22 protein-coding genes are annotated in these 21,327 nt (G+C 55.6%); 16 read left to right on the top strand and 6 right to left on the bottom strand.

Annotated elements, in window-relative coordinates; genetic code table 11:
- Positions 1-453 precede the first annotated feature (453 nt).
- Positions 454-711 carry a hypothetical protein gene (locus ACQY7R_RS23725; protein ID WP_428308029.1) on the bottom strand — a complete coding sequence of 86 codons (258 nt, stop codon included), beginning with the start codon at positions 709-711 and terminating at the stop codon, positions 454-456.
- Between the two features lie 297 nt (positions 712-1,008).
- Here ACQY7R_RS23725 and ACQY7R_RS23720 point away from each other — a divergent pair, with 297 nt between their 5' ends.
- The 8 genes from ACQY7R_RS23720 (at position 1,009) to ACQY7R_RS23685 (ending at position 9,809) form a co-directional block, all read left to right on the top strand.
- Complete coding sequence (locus tag ACQY7R_RS23720; protein ID WP_428308028.1) at positions 1,009-1,437, top strand: HEPN family nuclease; 429 nt, start codon at positions 1,009-1,011, stop codon at positions 1,435-1,437.
- Between the two features lie 1,592 nt (positions 1,438-3,029).
- Positions 3,030-3,728, top strand: a complete 699-nt coding sequence (locus tag ACQY7R_RS23715; RefSeq protein WP_428308027.1) for a hypothetical protein — start codon at positions 3,030-3,032, stop codon at positions 3,726-3,728.
- Between the two features lie 58 nt (positions 3,729-3,786).
- On the top strand, positions 3,787-4,053 hold the full coding sequence (locus ACQY7R_RS23710; protein ID WP_428308026.1) for a hypothetical protein: 267 nt from the start codon (positions 3,787-3,789) through the stop codon (positions 4,051-4,053).
- Complete coding sequence (locus ACQY7R_RS23705; RefSeq protein WP_428308025.1) at positions 4,050-4,526, top strand: DUF3368 domain-containing protein; 477 nt, start codon at positions 4,050-4,052, stop codon at positions 4,524-4,526. The genes ACQY7R_RS23710 and ACQY7R_RS23705 overlap by 4 nt, the downstream gene beginning before the upstream one ends.
- Positions 4,527-5,250: 724 nt before the next feature.
- Positions 5,251-5,904 carry a hypothetical protein gene (locus ACQY7R_RS23700; RefSeq protein WP_428308024.1) on the top strand — a complete coding sequence of 218 codons (654 nt, stop codon included), beginning with the start codon at positions 5,251-5,253 and terminating at the stop codon, positions 5,902-5,904.
- Between the two features lie 3 nt (positions 5,905-5,907).
- Positions 5,908-7,095: a S8 family serine peptidase gene (locus tag ACQY7R_RS23695; protein ID WP_428308023.1), complete on the top strand. Its 1,188-nt coding sequence runs from the start codon at positions 5,908-5,910 to the stop codon at positions 7,093-7,095.
- A gap of 1,544 nt (positions 7,096-8,639) precedes the next feature.
- The gene (locus ACQY7R_RS23690) at positions 8,640-8,858 is read left to right on the top strand and encodes a hypothetical protein (protein WP_428308022.1); all 219 of its coding nucleotides are present in this window, start codon (positions 8,640-8,642) and stop codon (positions 8,856-8,858) included.
- Positions 8,859-9,446: 588 nt separating this feature from the next.
- Positions 9,447-9,809, top strand: coding sequence for a hypothetical protein (locus ACQY7R_RS23685; RefSeq protein WP_428308021.1), 363 nt, complete (start codon positions 9,447-9,449; stop codon positions 9,807-9,809).
- A 204-nt stretch (positions 9,810-10,013) separates the two neighbouring features.
- Here the strand turns inward: ACQY7R_RS23685 and ACQY7R_RS23680 are convergent, their stop codons facing one another.
- Complete coding sequence (locus tag ACQY7R_RS23680; RefSeq protein ID WP_428308020.1) at positions 10,014-10,358, bottom strand: hypothetical protein; 345 nt, start codon at positions 10,356-10,358, stop codon at positions 10,014-10,016.
- Positions 10,359-10,379: 21 nt separating this feature from the next.
- Between ACQY7R_RS23680 and ACQY7R_RS23675 the strand changes: the two genes are divergently transcribed.
- From ACQY7R_RS23675 to ACQY7R_RS23645, 7 genes are all read left to right on the top strand, one after another.
- Positions 10,380-11,543 carry a hypothetical protein gene (locus tag ACQY7R_RS23675; RefSeq protein ID WP_428308019.1) on the top strand — a complete coding sequence of 388 codons (1,164 nt, stop codon included), beginning with the start codon at positions 10,380-10,382 and terminating at the stop codon, positions 11,541-11,543.
- A 524-nt stretch (positions 11,544-12,067) separates the two neighbouring features.
- Positions 12,068-12,715, top strand: a complete 648-nt coding sequence (locus tag ACQY7R_RS23670; RefSeq protein ID WP_428308018.1) for a recombinase family protein — start codon at positions 12,068-12,070, stop codon at positions 12,713-12,715.
- A 439-nt stretch (positions 12,716-13,154) separates the two neighbouring features.
- Entirely contained in the window at positions 13,155-13,595 is a 441-nt protein-coding gene (locus ACQY7R_RS23665; protein ID WP_428308017.1) for a hypothetical protein, read from the top strand.
- Between the two features lie 108 nt (positions 13,596-13,703).
- Positions 13,704-14,231 carry a hypothetical protein gene (locus ACQY7R_RS23660; protein WP_428308016.1) on the top strand — a complete coding sequence of 176 codons (528 nt, stop codon included), beginning with the start codon at positions 13,704-13,706 and terminating at the stop codon, positions 14,229-14,231.
- Positions 14,231-14,815 (top strand): hypothetical protein, encoded by a 585-nt coding sequence (locus ACQY7R_RS23655; RefSeq protein WP_428308015.1) that lies wholly within the window; start codon positions 14,231-14,233, stop codon positions 14,813-14,815. The genes ACQY7R_RS23660 and ACQY7R_RS23655 overlap by 1 nt, the downstream gene beginning before the upstream one ends.
- The gene (locus ACQY7R_RS23650; protein WP_428308014.1) at positions 14,812-15,090 is read left to right on the top strand and encodes a hypothetical protein; all 279 of its coding nucleotides are present in this window, start codon (positions 14,812-14,814) and stop codon (positions 15,088-15,090) included. Before ACQY7R_RS23655 ends, ACQY7R_RS23650 begins: the two co-directional genes overlap by 4 nt.
- Positions 15,091-15,113: 23 nt before the next feature.
- Positions 15,114-15,323: a hypothetical protein gene (locus tag ACQY7R_RS23645; protein WP_428308013.1), complete on the top strand. Its 210-nt coding sequence runs from the start codon at positions 15,114-15,116 to the stop codon at positions 15,321-15,323.
- Between the two features lie 92 nt (positions 15,324-15,415).
- Here the strand turns inward: ACQY7R_RS23645 and ACQY7R_RS23640 are convergent, their stop codons facing one another.
- A complete protein-coding gene (locus ACQY7R_RS23640; RefSeq protein ID WP_428308012.1) occupies positions 15,416-15,994 on the bottom strand; it encodes a hypothetical protein in 579 nt (192 codons plus the stop codon).
- A gap of 220 nt (positions 15,995-16,214) precedes the next feature.
- Complete coding sequence (locus tag ACQY7R_RS23635; RefSeq protein WP_428308011.1) at positions 16,215-16,718, bottom strand: DUF6933 domain-containing protein; 504 nt, start codon at positions 16,716-16,718, stop codon at positions 16,215-16,217.
- Positions 16,719-17,088: 370 nt separating this feature from the next.
- Here ACQY7R_RS23635 and ACQY7R_RS23630 point away from each other — a divergent pair, with 370 nt between their 5' ends.
- Positions 17,089-18,261, top strand: coding sequence for a hypothetical protein (locus tag ACQY7R_RS23630; protein ID WP_428308010.1), 1,173 nt, complete (start codon positions 17,089-17,091; stop codon positions 18,259-18,261).
- Positions 18,262-19,643: 1,382 nt separating this feature from the next.
- On the opposite strand, the gene ACQY7R_RS23625 is transcribed toward ACQY7R_RS23630, so the two are convergent.
- Together ACQY7R_RS23625 and ACQY7R_RS23620 are read right to left on the bottom strand one after the other, a co-directional pair.
- Positions 19,644-20,402 carry a DUF4339 domain-containing protein gene (locus ACQY7R_RS23625; RefSeq protein WP_428308009.1) on the bottom strand — a complete coding sequence of 253 codons (759 nt, stop codon included), beginning with the start codon at positions 20,400-20,402 and terminating at the stop codon, positions 19,644-19,646.
- Between the two features lie 30 nt (positions 20,403-20,432).
- The gene (locus tag ACQY7R_RS23620; RefSeq protein ID WP_428308008.1) at positions 20,433-20,705 is read right to left on the bottom strand and encodes a hypothetical protein; all 273 of its coding nucleotides are present in this window, start codon (positions 20,703-20,705) and stop codon (positions 20,433-20,435) included.
- Positions 20,706-21,327 lie beyond the last annotated feature (622 nt).

Below are 21,327 nucleotides of genomic sequence, written 5' to 3'. Positions count from 1 at the left end.
TTGGTCCGATTCGTCTTGGGGTGTTCTTGTCGCAAAAGCCGACAAGGCATCATTTCCACAAAATGAGTGTGGCATTAGGTACTAACATTGCTGGCGCCCAGTCATTAAATTGGGAACACGTATCTCAATTAACCAACGTGGTTTCCTGGCTATGGAAATGACACTACCGGAATTACTATCACGGTCGGAAACCGACCTCCGAACCATTGCCAAGGCTCTCGCACTCGCGGGTTTCCATGCCGACGCTTGCCGAATGTTGGGGATGGCATCCATCGTCGCTCACGACTTACGTGAAAAACTCGCCGCCGCCGAAGCCGTGATGCGAGCTGCTCAGTCTGGTGCTGTCGACAAATGCCCGATAACTCCAGAAGCTCCGAAGCCGACGCTTCTTGTACCCACCAGCGAAGAAAAGAAAAAGCGGGCGGGGACGAAGCGCCCCGCCCGCCGACCGGCTTACTTGCCGGTATCGGGGTAGTTGGCTGCGAACCAAGCCTGAAGACCTGAGACGACTGCCGCCAACTCATTAAGGTGCCTTCCGCCGTAGCTCGACGAGTCTTTGAAACCCGCCTCGGTCTTGTACGACCTGCGGATGATTGCCGACGGGAACTTCGCGCCGTCTTTCCCATCATTGAGAAAAACGCTCGCCGACACAGCTCCGATGCGGACGGTGTGAACGGGTTTGTTCGTTGTCTTGTTGCTTTGCTTGTTCATTTTTCTTTCCTCCATAAATTAAAGGTAAATTGCGTTTCCGCACCCCAGCGGATGAAATGCAAATTGCCTGCGTTGGAGGTGTGACAGCGGATGTGGCATCAATGAACGCCGCGCTGCCTCGACCGTCAAAGGGAGTGACAGTTCCGTACGGACTGGCCGCGAGCTTTGCAGAGCAGCTCCTAGCGTGATGCCTCTAGACTGGAACTTGAAAAACAAAGCAGAGGCAACGAATCGGTTCCCGCTCGCTTCGCCAAGTAACCAAGCGAGCGCTGACGCGTAGACAGGGAGAGTCTTTCAATGGATTTTGCAGACGAGTTCGAAATCGATTTCATTACTCGGACTGTGGATATCATGGTGCAATATCCCCGTCCGTATGATCCTACGATGTTACTGAATTGCTCAGTCGGGCTGTTGATCCTATCACGAGAGAGGATGTTTGACCGAATACCAACTTGCCCGGTGAAAGAGTGGGGCATCGGTCCGAAAGAAGTAATTGATTTCGGCGCGTCGAAAATGGACGCTCCCGACTCAGTAAGAAACTTCATGCGGCAATTGCGTAACTGCCTTTGCCATAGTTGCTTTGCGATATATCACGAGGAGGGAAGGTGTGCGGGCATCCATTTTAAGAGCAATATGAAGAACAATTCTTTCGAAGCACGCATTCCGCTCAAAACTCTCAAATACTTAATGGTTACCCTCGCCCACACGCTAAAAGACACAGCATGATTCTGCTGGCGAAGGGGGAGCGAAGTTGATTAGGGATCGCCTGCGTGTTATACGGACACTCAGGGAAACCAGGATAGGTTTTCCCGACTGTCGATGTTCGTTAAACGCTTTGGCAGCAGTTATCCGTCTGGAGAACGCATCCGTTTAGCCTGGTCACCAACCAGGCCAAGGAGAGGGGATTTACCATCCCTCATGCGTTCTGCCGGTAGCGCGTGCTGCATGGAGACATGCTCGGTACGTGCGAAGGAGGCTTGATGAAGTAATCTCGAAACCGCTCGCTGCCTTTGTATGGCAGCGATGACGCTCGAAGTAATCTCATCATTCTATCCTATTGTTCAATGTTCTTTTCTCGCCCCGATGCGGGGCGATACGGAAATTCTCTGACAGAAGTTCTGGTCAGAGCCGTCAGTATTCAAAGTCGGTGCGGCTGCAATGATGCAGCCAAATCCACACGCGGGGTTCGCTTCCTCTAGGAAGGGGCGTTCAACGTTGTCCGGCGTCGGGAGCCACGAGCCTCGCAAGAGGCCGTGTCGGGGGAGTGACGTCCTTCGAGTACACCAGTAAGTCTGGTGACGTGAAAAGCTCAACGATGAAAGGCGGGTAACCGCTTGCCGGTAAATGTTTCGAAAGTCGATTGCCGAGAATCTCGGTCACTCGCGATAGCGAAGGGCCGAGGGGGACAAGTGGATGATTCACACGGTAGGGGGAGCTTCTAGACTCGTACCCCGGAAATCGCCGGGCACGAAAGTGCCAGGTGGAAAGTAGGACGGCCTGGCGGCCGCACCTAGAATCGTTCGCCATGAGGGTCACACCTCTCACCCACGAGATTCGAAACATGAAGGTACTGACTAACGTAGGAATCGCCGTCGAGGCCGGTTGGTAACCGGTGCCAAGGCTCGTCGCCTTGGTGCTTCAAATTCGACGGCGAGGGAGCGGGTCGCAAGTAGAGAGCCGGAGACTCAAGCACGCGGGAGCGTGCGAGAGGTCCGGGCGGTGGTCGAGACGAAGGTCTCGAGCGGTCAGTCGGTGGAACCGACTGGCGGTCATGGCAAGGCAGTCATGACCCGTGCTCGCTTGGGGGTGGTACCCCGAGCATGAGAGCCGACGAAAGCGACGACTGGCTTACTAAGCCAGACGGATAACTGTGCCGGAGGTCCTCCAGGTGGAGGCCTCCGGCGGTCCTTGGTTGGAAGCATGGTGGTCAAACGAGTTCTCTTCGGGAGAAGAGAAGTCTTTTGGCAGCGAATTGGCGGTGGATAGGCGACGTGTGCTTTGCACACGACGGTTTTTCACCGAGGTGTTTAGCAACACGGTTAGCATGAAATTGGGCGGGCTGCTGCTAAGAGTTTAGTAGCAGCCCGCGAGATTGAATGCGGCTGCGTGGCATGGAAGGTTCGCAAAAATCGAAGGCTAGGTTTTTACCTTCGAGGTTTTGCGAAGTCATTTACTCAGCGTGAGGCGAGAACGATGGACAGTTCCGCAACATTTGCTGAGCTGATTTTGCACGAATGTTTTTTCTCCGGGCAAGCAAGAAGCTTGCCCCTTTTTATGACGGTTTGCTGTTTGAGTCGTCATGAAAAGGGGGGATGGAAATGAGAAAGGAACCATACAAGTACGAGACGACTTCGGTTACGGGGTTCGTTCAACGCATTGCGACTTGTCTGCTGCGGCATGGCTACTGTCACTATGTCCAAGGGACGGTCGGCGAGGGGAAAGACCCCCGAGCAATCGATAAAAAGTTGCTTGAAAAGTACGAGGTCGTGCAGAGCGAGTGGACGCGAGCTCGCCGAAAGGAGAAGGGGCTCGCCAACCTTCAGTACGTCAGGTTCGACCGGACCTGGGTGCTGATGGCGACTGAAGGGAGTCACCCGATGAAGTCGGCCGAGCAGTCTCAGCTTCGCGACATCCGCGAAGCTCCGATTCAGATTGAGGGATATTCCATCTATCTGAAGAGGGGGGATTTCAAGAAGAAACGTTCCAAGGATGAGGCTCCGGTGCGGGACGAAAAGTTCCACGCCCGGGTGCTCATCTCCCGGGAGCGGTACACCGAGCTGCGGGCTTACTTCCTGTCCATTGCGTGCCATCGGACGGCGGGCCGACTGGCGATGGAGATAAACGCACTACCGTTTGAACCTTACAAGCCAGTCTGGCGTCAACTCAGAAAGATAGTTCGCCTGATCAATAAGAAGCGAAAGGCAGCCGGTTTCGACCAAGTACTGATGGAGTCGGTCCGCTGGAGAAGGAACATCGTCAAGGCATTTGAGCCGTTGGAAGTCGACCAAGCGGCGTAGTTCGGGTTTGCCTGTAGCAGGGAAACCGTGCTACTATTGAGGAAAGAGGAGCAACACTATGTCAGTATGCATTAACCTTCCATCCGCACTCGAAGCCCACCTTCGTAGGGAGGTCGTCGACCTTGATCAGACGGCTAAGGAAGCTCTCCTCATTGATCTCTACCGCCGCAGCACGATTACCCATCACGAGCTAGGGCTCACGCTTGGCCTCGACCGTTTTCAAACGGAAGAGCTGCTGAGTAAGCACGCGGTCGTTGACGACTTACCGTCGCTTGACACAGTCATGAATCAAGCCGCCCGTCTTGAGCAGCTTCGAGCGAAATGATTGTCGTCTCCGATACTACCCCGCTCCATTACCTGATTCTCATCGATCGGGTTCATCTCCTCCCGGAACTTTTCGGCCAAGTCATCACGACACCAGACGTCATTGACGAAATGAATCAGCAAGCTTCGCCAGAGAAGCTCAAGCAGTGGGTGAAACAGCTTCCTGCATGGCTCGAAGTAAGAGAGCCACAGAATCAATTGCCTGCTGTAGCCAGGCTAGATAGGGGGGAGGCGTCAGCAATTTCGCTAGCGAGCGAAATTGGGGCCCTGTTACTAATTGACGAAAGAGATGGAGTCAGAGTTGCCCAGGCCGCAGGCCTCGAAGTGACGGGCACGCTTGGCGTGTTACTGAGTGCCGCCAGGGAGGGTCGAGTCTCACTCCGAGACTCTTTGGCCGCCTTGGCCCGCACGAACTATCGCTACTCACAGAAACTCTTCGACGAATTGCTTCGCGAGTTCGAATCGAATTCTTAGGCGTGCCTCGGGCGGTGTCAGAACACTGAATTGTCTTCACCGCATCCCGGACACGATAGACGGCGGAGCTGCGTGAGGTACTCCTGGCGATATCTCTCCTGGGTCGCGGCGTCTTCTAACGCCGTCGGTTCTTGAGACGTTGGGGGGAGGACTTCCTGCGGTTTGTCGGTTGTCGTTGATGGTCGGGGGGCGTTCCTTCCATCATGCGGCTAAGGACTCCGCCTGAATTAATAGCGGCTCATTCTCAGCAATCCACTGGCTAGCGAGCTCAATCACTCTTACGAGTTGAGTGTGGTTCTTCGCGAAAAAATTCTGCGAATAACCGGAACGCCCGCTGTGAAGCTTCCACGAGCGGCTGATGGAATACTCGTAATAGGGGAAGCCAGTCGCCGATTGTCGGGGCCAAATCACTGCCGCGACACCTCCCTCACGAATGACGTGGGCGGGTTTCAATTCGCGTGCGTCAGACTTCTTCCTTTTCGATTCACTCTTGCTCTCTGCACTCATACATCCTCCAGATAAAGTTCTGGGAGAATTGTGCGACCAAATTAGTTCTTAAGCAAATTTATCTTCGGGACAAATCCACTAGGGTCGTTCGAGCAGGCCGGGAATGCAATGCCGGCTGCTATCAAATAGAGAAAGATTACTATAAGACCCTGATTCCCGAGAAGTAAATCCAGTACAATGTCCTGCCGCGGGGCATCAACGAGAACGGAGGTTTCGAATGCAACGGATTGTTGTCTGTATTCTTGCCGCAATGGTTTCTTCTGCGGCCTGGGGAAAAGAAATCCCCCTCAAGGAGATTTGGGGCTTTAACATCGCCGGAACAAGCGATGTTAAAGAGTTGGTCCCTCCTCCAAAGAAGGATCCACAGTCAGCCGAGGATTTCATCAACAGCAGTGTAGTAGAGCAAACCGCTCAACTACTCGGTCATCGTAAGGTACCAGCAGAAGGTCGCAAGGCAGGTGACGGCTTCATTGTGGCCGGTGTTGGGAAAGAAGCATTGGAACGAGCGCGGGAAGTGCTTGCGGGTAAGGAAAAATCGCTGAAGGAGATCTCGGCGGAGGGGGAGTTCTCACTGGTTATCTACACATATTTTTCAGGCAGATCATTTTGTCTGGATGACGTGCAAGTCGACGATGGTGAAATCACAGTGGCTTACCACCTGATGGCACATGAGCTAATGAGTTCATCAGCTCACTTCGCTTTGATACCCCTCCCAAAACTTCCTCCCGGTGACGTGAACGTCGTGATGAAAAGATCGGATGACACGGGTCCGGCGCCAATCATTGCTCGGTTGGCGAAGGTCCCAGCGGAGCGAATCGTTAGCGGTTCGTTCAAATTTCGAGTCATCGCAGACGCAAAAATAAAGGAGTGAGGAATGCGAACATTAATTGGATTGTGTGTCGGGTTGGCTATTGCTTCCAACGCGATGGGTTCGGAGTTTACAACGGGCCCTAACGGCATAAACTCAAGGGCTTTAGGCCTTACGGGTGCTGGAGTGGCGATTGGCCAAGTGGAATCTGGCAGGCCCGGCATGCCGATGAAAAACGGAATGCCATTCGATGCCGCCACATGGGTTAATAGCCAAGTGCAACCAGCGAATGTCTATGCGGGCACCAGTGAGGATACCGCCAATTCGGCTCACGTGATCTATGCTCCCCTGGAACCGGAAGAGCAGCGTGAGGGTCTACACGCCACTCAAGTCGCTGGGGTGATGATTGCAAACGCCTCGACTCCAAGCTTGCAAGGAGTGGCTCCGGGTGCAAGCCTTTATTCTTCGGCAATCAACGGTGCACCCGTCGGACTAAGTGCGGATCAGCGGTTTGCAATGTCAGCAAATCGGCTTGCGACACACCCCTCGGACGTAAGAATCATCAACGTCAGTGCTGGCCGGTCAGTTGAAAACTTTCTGCAAGAGACTGATGGAAATCAACATGCGACCCAGTTCGTTGATTGGTCAACAAGCGAGCACGACGTGCTATATGTAATTGGCGGAGCAGAGGCTGCACCTGTCGATATTCCTCAGGACAATTTCAACGGAATTACCGTAGCTGCATCTGATCGACTCGTCGCAGGTTCGGGCCCTTTTCAGAGAGCAGCGGACTTTAATACCTTGGACTTTGATGCATTGCCGGGTGTACGGACCACTATTGATCTCATCGCCCCCGGGACTGATATCGTGATGACGGGGCAAGGAAATACGCCATCAATTGCAAGCGGTACCAGCTTCGCAGCGCCGCATGTGACGGGTACCGCGGCTCTCCTGCAACAGTGGGCTAACCAACAAATTACGGCAGTTGGCTCGCCGCGTTGGACAGATAATGCTAAACAGCCGGAGGTTATGAAAGCCATCTTGCTAAATTCAGCAGATAAGTTGAACAACGTACATGGATCGACTCGTGATATTTTTCAGAAAGATGGCACAACGAAATGGACTCAGACGGCGGCGGGCATGGAACCGGGAGTTTCGTTAGATGAACAGCTGGGAGCGGGACACCTGAATGCGAAAAGTGCCTTCGATAATTTCAAAGTGGGAGAATTTGAACTACGGGCCTCTAGGCGGTGAGGTAACCAGTAAGCACGTGTTTAAGACGCTAACGACCGATGTCGCTCTTAATATCCCAATTTCGGATGCCGACTTTGAGCTGGCCGTGGAAAAGCGATCCTCAGTTGTCGATCGGAGGGGGGGGCAAGTCAGTGTTTACCGCGCAACCGACAACATCACGATTCATCCTACAAATGGAGAGCTAGAACTCACAGGCATCGATGGCTTGACGCTCGCAAACTCCCTCGCACCGGTGAAGTCGGTTGCAACTTCTCGCCCTTATGAGCGATCGAGAATGCGATTCCTCATGATTTCAGGAAACACCGCTCTTATTTTCGCGATTGTCACTTTAATCTACGTGAGGCGGCGCAGGGCCATGAACGGCAAACCTTAGCGTACGGCGTTGCGACTCGATATGAGCTGGAAATCAAACGCTTGCCGAGGCTGTAGGTTGGTAATCTTGCCTGAATGACCTCTCGCCTCCTATGATTAGCCGAGGGTCATTCAGTCACCGAAACACCAAGGTACAGCGTCCATGTTTAATCTCCTCGTCTCAATGGCATTTGGAGCATGCCTCGGGCTGTTCGTTTGGCGATTGGCGAAGCGGCGAGCAGCATCTCTCAGAGCCCCCCTCAAACACGACGGCGAGCACCGAAATCCTTAGCCCCGTTTCAAGCAGCGTCACAGCGGCAGTGCTCGAGGCTTGCGAAAGGCTGAACGCCAGTCAGTCAGCCAGTTCAGCGAGCCTTACGCTAAGCTGCGCGTTCGGCTAGGGATGCGTACTGACCCAGCGCTAAATAACTGCCTTGGGAGCTACTACCCCACGACAACTATTGACCGCAGCGATTTGCCTGAGCACAGACTTGCGATCCGGCAACCAGCCCGCACAATCCCACTCCGACTCCTAGCCCCCTCCGCGCTCCCGAACTACACCATACAACAGACGGTAGCAGTTACGCCTTTTACTCCCCCTCAACTTGGTGGCGGAAGTCGCTATCGAGACGACACGAGAATGGTTCACGGAGGAGGTTACAGGTATCTTGCAGTTGCTATCCGAAACCTGCAACGCCGTGCGCAGTTGCTCTCGGGTTTCGTGTTATTCGCCGTGCCTTTTCTTGCAGCCTTTGCCTTCGCGTCCAACGCGAAGACAGAGGGACAGTCGCACCTTGAGTAAATTCGCGATCGCGATCAGATCGTAGAATTTTTAAATTTGGTATAGAAGGATACGTCAGCAAACTTCCAAGAGATGAAGACCTGCCACGGCAGCTACGAACACGCTCCCACACCTGCCGGCATTTAAGAAATACCAATCGTCGATCCGTCCGCTCCCGCAACTAAGTAAATCAATCGGCGACAATCAGCTCAGGCACATGCAGGACAACGCCGCCATGAACGTCAGAACTGCACGCCAACCCACGTCGCGTCCACCCGTGCGCGCCGGCGCAATGAGGCTCGAGGTCCTGCTCATTACGGCTTTTCTCGCTCTGCTGCTCCAGATCGTTCCCTCGCTTCGGGCGATTGTATGGCAAGCGATCGAGGTCCGGCAATGGTCCCGAGCAGCCTGGATGACCTTGAACGTCCTCGTCATCCTCGCGCTCTTTGGAGTCCGCTTCGGACCAATCGTTGCGACGATCATTCGCGAGCGATGGAAGCAGCCGACGCTGCGCGGACAGAGCAACACGCCGGCAGCCCCTGCTGCAGCAACCCCGGAAGACTACGAAGCCCGCCGCCGCCGCGACGCCGAGTGGGCAAAGCGAGCGAATAAACGCCTACCATGGCAGTAGCGAAGCTAGAACTGAGAATTACTGGCTTGCGTCACTCTCGCTAACAAGCACCCTGTGAAGGTCGCGTAAATCGCCATTCCGCTCGGAGCAATTAACGAACATTCGAAGAAACTTTTAGTAGATGAGGGCGTGCTTTCCCACGAAGCGTGAGCAAGCACGATCAATACCAAACTTGAGAATTCACGCTCTATCCAGAGCAGCGCAGCGCCACGTCTAATAATGACAGCATTTGCAATGCGTCCTGGAGTGCGTCGCGTTCCGGAATTGCGTTCTTTCTCGGGATTTGTTGAGTTTGGCGGCGGGTTCGATTCCCGCCGCCTCCACTTGGACGAAGTGACCCGTCCAGTCCTATTAAGGCCCGTCCAGACGCTCCGAAAGGGCTCTGGACGGGCCTTTTCTTTATCCAGTGAATCTGGGTCTTCGAGACTGTACGAGACTACAGAAGACTGGACGAGAACCGCGCCGCATACGTCCAGGCATACGTTGGGCCCGACTTAAGAAGGTCAAAGCTTGTACTTTAAGGGGTAGCAGAATAACTTCATTACACCGCGGCAGAGTTCGTGAGGCACATCCCGAAGGAGCATCGACATGAGCGAATTGACCAATCAGGACAACACGGCCCTCTCTCGAAAAGAGTTTGCGAATCGACTCGTGGAGCGGCTTAATGGCTCTGGCGATTTTCCGTACTTCGCATTCGATGCTCTTCGCTTCCAGCTTACGACTAACGACGGCGAATCGATTAAGCTGGCTGACTTCTATACTGAGCACCTCGCAAGATACGCAAATGACAAAACGATCAATTCAGATTGGATCTTCGAAGAATTGCGAAGCCGCTTAACTCATCGCGAGGAAGTTCGGCCAGAGGGTGCAGGAAGGTTCGACTATAAGATTCGCCTCACGCCTAACGGGCCCCAAATTGTTTGGCCACGAAATTCTCAATCCTCGGAATAAATCGCGAGTGCTATTGACGCGAAACCGCGGTTATGGTATTATTATGCTCCTCTCGGGGGCCGTTCAGCCCCCGCTGTCGAGCGTCCGAGTGTCCAGGGACGTAGCGTTGGGTCTTCCAGGGCCAGCTACGAACTCTAGGGCGAGATGGCGCCTATGGCAGAACTAACTAGATCGCCGGTTCGCTCCAGTCTGCTGGTGCGCCGGTTAGTGGTTCGCACATAGGTAGCATTTATGCCATCTAAACCGCGTCGTTCTGTCTGTCCCTGCTGCGCTCTCATTGGTGACGATGATCAGTGGATCTGTCGCAAGGGAGTAAAGCGCCTCGCCTGCTTCAGCGTTCGAACCGTTGATCGACTCGACAACGATGAAAGTGAAGCTCGGACTTTTCCTCGCTCCAGTAGGATCAATGTTGCCGGAGCCAAGAGAGGCTTCCGGCGCTGGGAAAAGCGTGCCGTCCTCGACTGGCTGAAGCGTCATCAGAAACCCTAGGTCTGTGAGAGATTCTTTCGGAGCACAGTATTGCTGTGCTCCGATGGTGGTTTTTTCCACACACTCTCTCGGAGTTAGGCAGTGCCATTGCCCGAATATCGATTGATTGGTCCGCCTAAGCGCTATCGCGACGGACGCGGAAAGCCTGCGAAATTTTACGCGCAGAAGTTCCGTCTGCTGCGTGATCCGCCTCGGCGTATTCGGAGCATTTCGCTGCAGACGTCTGACGGCACGGCGGCTCGCCGCCGTGCCGTCGCTTATGTCGAACAACGCATTCAAGAGATTATTCTGGAGGCGGATCCGCACGCCCGCACTCTGGCCAGCGGCATCCACGCTGCGCTTGTGGAATACATTGACGACTTGATTGCCCAAGGGAACACGCGTCGGCAAGCAAGTCTTGTCCAGCGCCGTATCGAGCGAGTCTTAGCCGAAGCCAAGATCACGGAGTACTCGCAACTCGATGCCGTAACATCAGTGAAGGCGATTGCTTCACTTCAGGCCAAGGGAGAGTTCTCAACCACCACCACGGCCAACCGCTACCGCGAAGGCTTGCGGGCGTGGTCGCGCTGGATGAAGCGCCACGGTCGCTGGCCAACGAATGTCCTAGAGGAGATGTCTAAATTCAAGGGTGACTCAAATACCTCGCGCCGCCGCGCGATCTTGAGCGACGGGCAGTTCAGTAAACTTCTTGAAGCGACGAAAAGGAGACCGCCAATACGTAATCTGTCGGGTACTTCGAGATTCTGGTTGTACCTTGTCGCATCACAAACTGGACTGCGGGCCCAAGAACTTAACAGTTTGTCGCCAAGCAGCTTCCATCTCGAATCATTACCTGCTTTTGTCCAAGTCGATTGCACGGTCAGCAAGCGGCGAACACTGGACCGGATAGAACTTCGCGCCGATTTTGCAAAGCTGCTCGTCTCTTGGCTGAATGGCAAGCCTCGCCACGAGCGACTATGGGGCGGAAGCCGTTCGTGGTGGTATAAGGCGGCGTCGGTACTTCGCGAAGATCTAAAGGCGGCCGGCATCCCATGTGAAGTGCATACGCCGGACGGGCCGGCGTTGGTCGATTTCCATTCCTTCCGAGCCTACCGGGTCACGCAGGCAATCCTGTCGGGGGCTAACAGCCGAGTGGTACTCGCCACCGTGCGATTGTCCACCGAATCGTTGCTGGATCGCTACGCCAAGATACCGCAGAGCGAAATCACCGCGTGCACCGAAGCGATCCCGCTGCCACGAATGTAGAACAGCGACCAGTGCGGAGGGCTATGGACAATTATGAGGCAATCCACACTCTTCGTATTCACAGACCTCGGGCTTCGGTACCGGATTACCGCAGTGCTCACAGAAGTTTCGTTCATCCCAAGGCAGGGGCAAGCAGTCTTCCTTGGGGTATTTCTGCAATCCGTTTCCAGGCTCGTTCTCGCACTTTACACGACCAGCTTCCCTGAGCATTGGCCCTCCGCAGTCGCGACAAAAATTTGAGTCAGAGCGGATGTAAGAACGGGTTGCCATTGAACTTCTCCAACTTTATCAGGCACGGTCGCGCCATCGCTTCTCTCCTCATACTGCCAACGATTCAGGAGGCTAAAGGGAGATTGCAACAATTCCAGTGAGCTTAAGGCGAATAGTTTGAATTGCAATACCGGGCGTGACTGACAGGATAAGGTTCCCATGACGGGGGAGCTAGTCGCGAGGATCGGAGTACTTCATCGTAATGGCTTGCTTAGCTAGAACTTTGCATTCCCAGCGTTCAGGAGCGGAATGCCATGCCGAGCCAGCCCAAAGTCGCCGTTTACGCCCGAGTCTCGACCGGCGAACAATCCCCCGACGCCCAACTCAGGGATCTGCGCGAATACACTCAGAATCGTGGTTGGAAGCAAGTCATTGAGTACGTCGACATCGGTGAGAGCGGCGCCAAGGACTCTCGTCCTGCATGGAACGACCTGTGGGAAGCGATCCGCCGCCGGCGAGTCAACATCGTGGTCATCCCTGCGCTTGACCGCCTTAGCAGATCGTTGCCGCATTTGGTCAAAATCCTTTGTGCGATCAACGACTCCAATATCACGCTCATCAGCCTGCGGGAAGGCTTTGACATCAACACGCCAGTCGGCAGACTGCAGGCCAACCTGCTGGCGGTGCTCAGTGAGTACGAGCTGTCCCTTATCCGCGAACGGACCAAGGCCGGCATGCGAGCCGCCCGCGCCCGCGGCAGCCAGATCGGACCGCGGAAGAACTATCTCTGCCCCAAGAAGGCAACGGAGATGCTTGATCGAGGCGTTGGCCAAATCAAGATCGCCAAAGCCTTGGGCGTAGGCGTCGGACGAGTCAACCAATTCGTCCACGAGCAGTATGTGCCGGCCAAACAGCGTCAAAAGCTCGCAAACGGCGTGGAGATGCTGACGCTCACCGACTGACCTCTGCATATCTAACCGGGGTTCACGCAAGAGCCGCTTGATGCCAGAAGACCGGTGACGCTCCACTTCTCGCTACAGAATCCGCCATGGCTGCGAACTCTGACCCGCTGAAAGCCGCCTGGGAACGAGCAAGAGTTTACGCCGCTGAACACGGCCTTTCCCTTCGTAAGGCTCGCTCCATCCTCGCTCAGCAACCGAAGACCGCCAAGCCAAAACGAACGACGAAGGCGGCAAAGACAGGAGTTCCTCAAGAGCTCGCCGCGGCAGAAAAGCAGTTGCGAACCAAATACCCTCACGTCATCGCCGGGACGCTCGCTGCCCACGCCGATGGTCCGCACAAGGGGCGGCGAACAGTCGAGATTCAATGCCAGGCCGAAGGCTGCAAGAACCGGCGATTAGTTCACACTTCGGACGTTTTCCAAGTGACTCGATGCCCTGATTGTGCCAAAACGGCCCGAAGTCAGAGAAGATCAAAGTCCAACTCGAAGGGAACGACTTGAACCCGAAGCCCAAAGTCGACCAACCTCCTGCCATCGATCTCGCCTGGAGCGAGTACGAAGACATTTCAATTTCAGCAGCCATGGCGGGGATCAAATACCCCGTGCTGCTCGACCCTCGCATTCGCACGCTGGTGGAACGGGAGATCGATCCTGTCGAGTTCGAACGAGCCCATCGTCAGGAGCCTTTGGGCATCTTCGCACTGATTGGGCTGCGATTCCTGCTCGACCGATTCCCCAGCATGACGAGATTTCGGTATTCGATCGGCCCGCCGCCAGAGGAAGCCAAAGTACCGGTGATCGCGACGTTTCACCACGACGAGCAGCGAGGCTACTTTCTCGCGTTAACGCTCGACGTTTACGGAACAGAGCTGAATGCCTGAGGCTCGTTACACGCGAGAAACCTTTGTCTCGGCAGAAGAGGCATTTGACAATATATTGGGTGCATTTTTCTACTATCGTCCATAGTTACCCCTACTATAGGTGGATGGATGCGTGAAGACCTCTTGTCACTACGAGCTTGCGTCGGCCTGGTGCGACGCTTCCATCAACGCATCAAGGCCCCGATCGCCGCGACGCCCCAAACTCTAAAATGCGATCCGGCATCGGCCTTGATGTTTAGCGAGCGACTGATGCAGCTATCGAAGGAAATGGCGAGGGCTGCCAACGGTACGGAGGATGTTCTGCTCAGTCGGGCGGCGATGGCGGTGGAGGAACTCGGGGAGTGGCTTGCAGCGAATGCGGAGGCTGATCTTCCTGGTGCCGCTGATGCACTCGGTGATCGGCTTTACGTGCTTTGCGGAGACGCCGTCGCCAGCGGTATTCCGTTAGCGGAAGTCTTTGAAGCAGTCCACGAGAGCAATTGGTCGAAGCTTCCGCACGTGACGACCGGCGTGGGCAAAGCGTTCAAGGGCCCCGACTACCTGGCGCCTAATCTCGAAACGCTGCTCGCGCATTACGCTGCGTTACGAGCGGAAGGCCTCGACGCCAACGAGCACGACCACTTCATTGAGAACTGATGCCGCGAGACAAGCCGGCCAACCAGCCGACTGACTTTCCTGAAGGAAATCCCTGGCTCGCCTCGACTTACCTCCAGTACATCCACGGCCTCGACGGCGAGTTGCGTGAGGTGTGTTTGCGTTGGGTGCAGGTCTGCCGGTTTGCCTTTCAATTGCCTGCAGGCTGCGAGTTCTTCGAGGGACGGCTGGCGAGCCTGGGCATCGATCGGCTTGGACTTCCCGACGAGAACGTGTTGGAGCTGCTGGAGGCAATCGCCGGATCAGGCGTTCGATTATCGGGAACGGTCTGGAAGCTGCGTGTTGCTCGTCCGTGGTGCGCCCTCCTCGAACCGACGAGCGGCGACGAACCGGTGCTGCCGACTCACTGGCTCGAAGGGCTGGAGCTTCATGGCAAACCGCACAGCCTCTGGATTGGCAGACGGGCGTTGAAACACCCGCTCTGTCCTTCCCCGTGCGACGAACTTCAAGAAGCCGCACCTGGTGCTAGTAAAGAGATTGACTGGTCTGCGTATGAACCGCATCCGGCAGGTTGGAAACTTCGAGATACCTTTGGCTGGCCAAACTTCATGGAAACAAGTGCATGACAACACCCGACCCGGAAGCTGATTGGCTCCAAGATACCCTCGCCAACGTCGCCCGGAAGCTGCGGCAGCCGGGCGTCAGTGCGGTCCAGTTGGAGGAGTGCGCAGCTATCCTCGAACGGATCGTCGGCGATCTGCGAGGAACCCAGCCGCTGGAGACCGTACCGGCCTTCGTAAGAAACCCTTGTACGCGATGGTGGGTCACCGTTGCGACTAGCCTCGGCCTGTACCTGCTACTAAAGCGACTCTTCGGACGTGACTCTGATTCCGAGTGCTGATCACCCACAACCTGGAGGCGACCTTGCAGCGTCCTAAAGATCTCAGTCGCGACGAGCTCGAACAGATCGTCGACCAGCTTCAACAAGCCCTCTACCTGAAGTACGACGAGGAAACCGACGCCTTCCTGTGGGATCCTCAGAAGGAGTGGAGGGGGACCGACGTCTCCGAAGCGATGAGCAACGTTCTTTCGGAACTGTCGATGGTTCCCGAAGAACTGAAACCATTCCAGTAGCGGCGAATTTCGACGACACTATATAGACAGTCACGGCGGAGGGGGAATTGTTAGCCCCCTCCGCCGTTGATGTTGATGCCGGCAGTTTCGAGCTATTCTAGAGCGTCCTCGACCGTCTCAAACGATTCTTCGGCGTCGTCGATGTACTCGATTTGCAACTGATCGAGCAGCTCCTCGCGCGACATCTCGCTGTAGCCTTTGTGACCGGACCAGAGAATGTCGCTGAGCCACGCCTGCAAGTCCCTCGTCTTCTCCTCGTACAATCCCTCCGAGAGTCGCTCGTGAAGGACGCCAGCCAGCTCTAACTCTACGGAGTTCGGTTTGCCGTCGACGGTCGGTTCGGCACTCACACGATCTTCCGCCCAGGCGATGAACCCCGCTTGCGTGAGCGGATGCGTCGCCGCCTCTTCGACCTCTTGCATCTCGACGACGGCCGTGCCAGGGAAGGGCGATTCGAATGAGTGCGTAAGCTGCAGTCTGTTCTGCGACAAGTCGGCGGAGTCGATGCGGCCCTCGACGTTCAGGAGCACGGCGTCTGGGAGGTTGGCGAGGTACGCCCGGGCAATCGTATGCGGGGTGGTCTCCTCCGTGCGGATCTTGTCGTAGTGTTCGGTTCGCTGACGTTTGGGATCGTTTGGGGTGACGTAACTCGTGTAGTTGAATCGACGCAATGGGCAGCTCCTAGAGTGTTGAAGAGGAACTGCTCTTTCTAGCACCATAAGGTGGTCGCGTGATCTTAGACGGCCTCTGCGGGCTATTCTCAAATGACCGTCTGAGAATAACTCCTTCGAACGCGATCAGAATATTCTCGCTGCCGCAGCTTGGCCCCTGCAACCCAACCACCCTTGAGAATATCGTCCGTCTGCCGACCCTTTGGGAATAGTGCCAAGATCACGCCAACTCTGGCGCGTCGGCAGCCAGCTCCACGAGCGATTCGCGGGGATTGGCGTACTCAATCGCCGACATCGGCATGTCGTTCAGCTTAAACGAGATGTCATATGGTGACAGCCCCTCCTCGACCAACCCGATTTTAGCGCAATTGATTAGGTCATTCATCGATCCCGTGACGGACCTGTTGAGCGACTTCGAGAAGCGGACGCTCGCGGCCGACGACGCCACTAATCGCTGATAGAGCCAACCCAGGCCATCGCCAACCATCACGTCTCGAATCGCCGCAAAGCCACGGTCGATCAGTCGCGCACCGTCCGTCACGCCGCGGCCGAGGAAGATCGCCGAGTAGAGCGAGGCGGTGTTCGTGAAGATGACGTACTGGGTACGATCGGCGGTGAACAGATGCCCCGACCAATCGGCCAGCGGGCTCGGGGCAAGCGGAAGGGATCCCGTTGGCGCTTCGCCCACCTTCTTCGACAGCTTTTGGGAAAGTCGAATAATCATGGCCTCTCTTGCCAGCTTCTCGATTCGTCGTCCGTGGATGTTAGGAGGTCGGTTGCCCCACCGCCCAAAATAATTGGCGACTGCAAGCGACAGGAAGAGACATCATCGTCGACGCCCACTTTCACCTCTATCCGTCTAGCTTTCCGCTGCCTAAGGTTCGTGAGCGGCTTGCGTTCCTGCGTGGAAACTCGCAGCCGAGTATATACCCGTAGACAAGTCTGAAGTACGACGCGGCTCGTTGGTTGGACAGCTCGCCCGCGTCGATTGAAAACTGCGTCGATAATCCCCAACCAACCAACCGACCCCCGTCAGGCGTTTCGCATTTTACCTGGCGGGGGTCGCGCTGTACCCACAGCCAGATCAAACTGCCATGTCGGAAGTCCGAGACGCTAGAGACGCGATTGACCGGAAGAGGATTGAGAATCGCAAGCTCCTCGACGCCGCTGAACTCGTGATCTTCGGCCTCGCCATTCCCGAGAAAGCCAAACTCCTCTGCCTCTACTTCCTGAGAACTTGCGATTGGCTCACTCTTACTCGTGACGAGGGGCGTGCCGTCCTTGCCCGCATCCTCGGCTGCAGCGAGGACCAAGTTTCCCGCTACACCAGGCCATTGGATCAGTTTGGCATCGTGAAAATCGTGGGCCGCGGGTCGAATTTGACGGGAATGGTGCACACCTACCGCATCGAGCTTGATCATAAATTCTGGAGCGGTAGCGAGTCGGAGGTTTGCAAGCTAGTAGCAGAGTTGCGACAGCGTATCAGGAAAGGGAAGCAAGTCGATCCGCTGATTGCCGAACTTCTCCGGGAAGATGAGAAGGACCATCCCAAGGAATCGGAATCCGTCGAGCAGCCGCGGACGGCATATGCCGCGGACGGCCTATCGACCAGCCGCGGGCGGCTACTCAACCAGCCGCTCGCGGCTACTCAACCAGCCGCGGACGCAGCCCTACCCCTTCTTCTCCCTTCTTCCCCTTCACCTCCCACAGGGAGGGAGGGTGGGAATGAATCTGAGCCAGAGGCCCTTCCTCCCTTACCCGTTTCAACGACTCAAGTAACTGATAAAGAGCTGGAAGGAATTGTGCAGACCCATAGGCTAGTCAAGCCCGATGACTTAATTGACAACTACTATCACAGCCGCAGTTGGACCGAACAGCTCAGATACCAAGTCCGACTGCGGTTCGCGGGCCATTATGTGCTTCATGGCACTAATGGGAGGTATGATTACTGTTCAGAGTACTGCCCGAATGATGCGAACATCATTGCCATCACGCTTCGCAACCTAGTTAACGCTTCACCCGACAGCCCGCTGAGCTTAGAGATCAAGCACCTCTACCCAGACATGTGGCCTTCCGCGAGTAGCGGCGATCTAGCGATCGATGAGGAGAAAGCAGCTCTAGACTGGCTGAAGGACGCCAACCGTAGTGGGACGCATAGTGACTTCTTAAATAGCAAGAGAGATCTGGTGCTGAATGGGGGGCTTCTTTCGCCCAAGCAGTTGGCAGCAGTGATGAATAACTGGAGAAGGTCGACGAGCGTGAACTAACCAACCCCTCAGCAAGACGTTGGCTGCTTACGTTGGCTGGTTTAAAAACCCCATCAGCAGCATACACCGACAACTTACGTTATATGTTGGCTGTGTCCCTAAAGGGGGGACACAGCCAACATAAGTAACACAGTAGGATAGCAATATTGTCGGTAAGAGGCCGCCAACGTAAACAGCCGACACGCCTCCCCCCTGACCTTATAACTTACAGCGAACTTGATGGCTTCACTGAACTGACAACTGGAAGATCAACCTTGGCTACTGCCTAGCTGGATGCTGCAATTTGCAGGCAACTGATGGAAGGAATGGTTGCTACCCTGAGCTCTGCCTGGAAGTGCTCCGACCGTGCTGGTGATGACAGTGACGTCCACGTTGATCGACTACCATCCGCCCGCCTAGCTTGATTACACAACCATAGCATCCTGAAATGCGGCCGTTCGGAGTTCAGCAGTGATGGCTAGCAGCAGGAGGATGACCGCCACTGTTGCTGACTGCCATGCCATGACTGCCACCACTTACCACGTGCTCTCCGATGGCCCTCCTCCGCTCTCCCTTTGCATCAAGTCCTCGGCGGCTATCTCAGGTGGGGCCGGCAGCTGAAAGCCAAGGAGAGGCCAAAGGAAAACCCGGAGAGGGCGTGTCCTCCACGGCCATTGCCTAGAACGCCATTTGATGAAGTCGTTAAATGGGACTTACCAAGCATTGCTGACGCCACCAATCAGTCCCAGGCGTCGAGGAGGCATTTACCTTGGACTTCCGTGGAGAACATGACGCTGGCAGAACGTCAGGAAGATCTTCATCGGCATGATTCACCGAAGTGCAACGAGAAGCCACGACGGGGTTATCAAGAGGTTAAAGTTGGCGACAGTTTGGGCGACGTCGCGGATCACTAGTACGCCATAAGTGCTCTTGGCCATACCTTTGGGGGATTTTCTCGGAATTGGATGGGTAGGTCGAGCGGGTCGGCGACCATTTCATTCATCGTCGAACAGCGCGTCAGCGGCACCTCCAACTTCGTAATGGAGATCAATCGCAGCTCTCCAATCCGATAGCTTGAACTCCACAGCAATCAGCTCTAATCGTGCTCGCGTCGTTGCCGATCCGTGGTAGATCATGCCTTGACCGGTTTTGGAACGGAGGAGCACTCTCCCTCGGGGAACGGAGAAGTATTCGTCATTGGCAGATCGCGCGAGCCGAAGGGCGACGTCTGGCCATTCCCGCCAGTGTTCGAGGTCGCTATCAATGAGTGTGACGGCCGTCGAATCACTGGCTACAGGCGGGTGAGCGAGCGCTACTATCTGCTTGCCGTCATCCCACCAAATCCCGACGAGCGGGAGATCGTTCGCATTGCGAGCCATTCAATCGAAACCGAAGAGTTCCAGTTACCTCTCGTCGACGGCGACAGGAGCGATGTCATCCTGATACTGGAACGGCCCGGCGGGGCATTTTACCGTGACGAATCCCTCGCGACATTTATAGGTAAGATAGGTGTCGTCTGCCACGGTAAACGTCCGGATGGGACGCCCATATTTTTCGTAGAACGATTGCTTGGGAATGAAATCGCGGCCAAGTATCTCTTGGCGGAACTGGTCAACGGACATTTGGGCCGTCGGCGACCTGACGACATGCTGTCGAAGGGTCTCGGCTTGCGCTGACATTTCGGGAGTGATTCGGCTCCCGGCGCCTGGGGCCGTCGACGCCGTCGCTCGCTGCCGCTGATTCGTTCGCCCCAGCACTGCGAGGAGTAGCAGAACCACAAAGCCGGCAGCGACGAGCCCCAGCACACGCTTTCCCTTCGTTTGCAACGCCGGCTGGCGATCGTTCCACAACCCCCATCCCCACCAGCCTGGGATCCACACGAATCCGTAGAAGATCCACGCGAGCACCTGAAACGGCGCCTCCCATTTTCCCGCATGCTCTCCATACCACTCGGAGAATGTCCCCGACTTCTGCGGCGGAGCATTTGGCGGGGGAGGTAGGAATAGCCCCTGAATGCTGCCAGCAGTCGTTGCGACAGCGATACCCTCCCTCCGCACGAGATCGTCGCGGCCCAACTTACCCTCGCTCGCTAGTTGGCGGAGCTGCGCATCGGTGAGCGGGCCTAGCTCGGTTCCGGCGAGTGCTACAAACCAGTTTGCCATGAAGATCCCGGGGCGGAGAGGGCAGGGGAGTTAACTTTTGGCGTCGGCGTCGATCTTGAGCATCACCCTTTCGGCGTTGTAATGCGCTACGAGGGCGTAGGCGAGGTTCCCGAACCCCAGGGTGAACCAAACGGTCAGTAAGGCCCACAGGACATGACCGCCAGTCGATCCCCAGGTCTTGCGACGAACCATTGCGGTCGTTTGGCCCTCCTCGATGATCTCATAACCTTGCGTCATATAGTCGTCGAGCATGTTTTCGAGTTCCTTCTTCGAGCTGACGCGGCGGAGGCGGGGTGCTGGCACTATTAACTCCATCGAGAGCGGAGCGGCCGACGCCATGAAGGATGTCAGCCGAAACATTGACGAATACTGGAACTTCTAGCCCCGTAAGGAACTCCCCCAAACTGGAATCGCCCATCGAGTCCCCAAATTCGGCTGGTTCGCAGCACCGAGCGTGAAATGGGCCTAGTGGCGTTCGGATTTGATGCCGGCCTTCCTTGCGTTCGTCGATATTGAGGGAGATTAGATATGGCCAATTCTTGCGGGGCGGGCATTCTCTATTGTCAAACCCGAAATTCAGGTCACCGGCGAGAACTTACGCAGTGAAGTGGCCATTAGCCCTCAATTGCAACCTTGGTTTCAGGGTTTACATTCCGAAGTAGCGTTTTCCCCGTAAGTAATTTGGGGCTTTCACTTTCTACAGATGAGAAATAGTTACCCCGTTTATTGATTTTAAATCGGATCGTAACTATTCTACGGTGCTTTGCAAAATTTTCGGACTGGGCGGGGCTTCGTGGAGCTAGAGCCGAAGTCTGCGCGAAGTGATGCCAGTGAGTAAGCGTTTCCTACGAGGCGCCGTTTGTTATGCCAGATAATGTCTCAGATCTTGAGCGACGAGTTTGCAGCGAGATCCTCAGGATACGCA

Source organism: Lacipirellula sp. (genome assembly GCF_965279485.1).
GTDB lineage: Bacteria > Planctomycetota > Planctomycetia > Pirellulales > Lacipirellulaceae > Lacipirellula.
The sequence above is the reverse complement of the archived record's forward strand: the minus strand, read 5'-3'. Positions and strand labels throughout refer to the sequence as shown.